Below are 737 nucleotides of genomic sequence, written 5' to 3' on the forward strand. Positions count from 1 at the left end.
CGCCGCCGCGAGGGCGAGCGCGGTGGCGGCCGCGAGGCTGCGCAGGCGTGAGGGCGTCATCGGGGATTCCTCCGGGGGATGGGGGCGTCTTCGTCGCGCCGCGTCAGGCGCGCGCCTTGGTGAAGCGGTCGATCAGCACCGCGACGAGGATGACGAGGCCGGTGACCGAGCCCTGCCAGAAGCTGTTGATGCCGATCAGGTTCACGCCGTTCTGGATCACCGTGATCATCACCGCGCCGAGCATCGCGCCGATCGCCGAGCCGGTGCCGCCGAACAGGCTCGCCCCGCCGATCACGCAGGCGGCGATGGCCTGCAGCATCAGGTTGGCGCCCGAGGTCGCCTCGGAATTGCTGATGTAGGAGAGGCTGAGCAGGCTGGCGAATGAGGCGCCGAGGCCCGACGCGACGTAGACGCCGAAGCGCACCGCATCGACCGGGATGCCGAGCAGCCGCGCCGCCTTGGCGTTGCTGCCGATGGCGTAGACCCAGCGGCCGAGCACGAGCCGGCGCAGGGCGACTTCGAGCAGCACGACCCCGACGACGCAGAACAGCACGTAGTTGGCGACGCCCGGGACCAGGGAGCCGGCGTTGAGCCACCAGAAATCCGGGTCGAGGATGGCGATCGAGTGGCCGTCGGTCACCACGAAGGCGAGGCTCGCCCCGACCGCGAAGGTGACGAGGGTCACCACGAAGGGGGCGAGCCCGACGAAGGTGACGAGCGCCCCGTTGATCGCCCCG

General features: G+C 70.8%; 1 protein-coding gene. It reads right to left on the bottom strand.

What is annotated here, in order from left to right:
- Window positions 1-103 precede the first annotated feature (103 nt).
- Window positions 104-737: ABC transporter permease (locus tag A5481_RS31705; RefSeq protein WP_197514285.1), on the bottom strand; the 634-nt coding region annotated here is incomplete at its 5' end.

The sequence above is a fragment of the Methylobacterium platani genome, assembly GCF_001653715.1.
Lineage (GTDB): Bacteria > Pseudomonadota > Alphaproteobacteria > Rhizobiales > Beijerinckiaceae > Methylobacterium > Methylobacterium platani.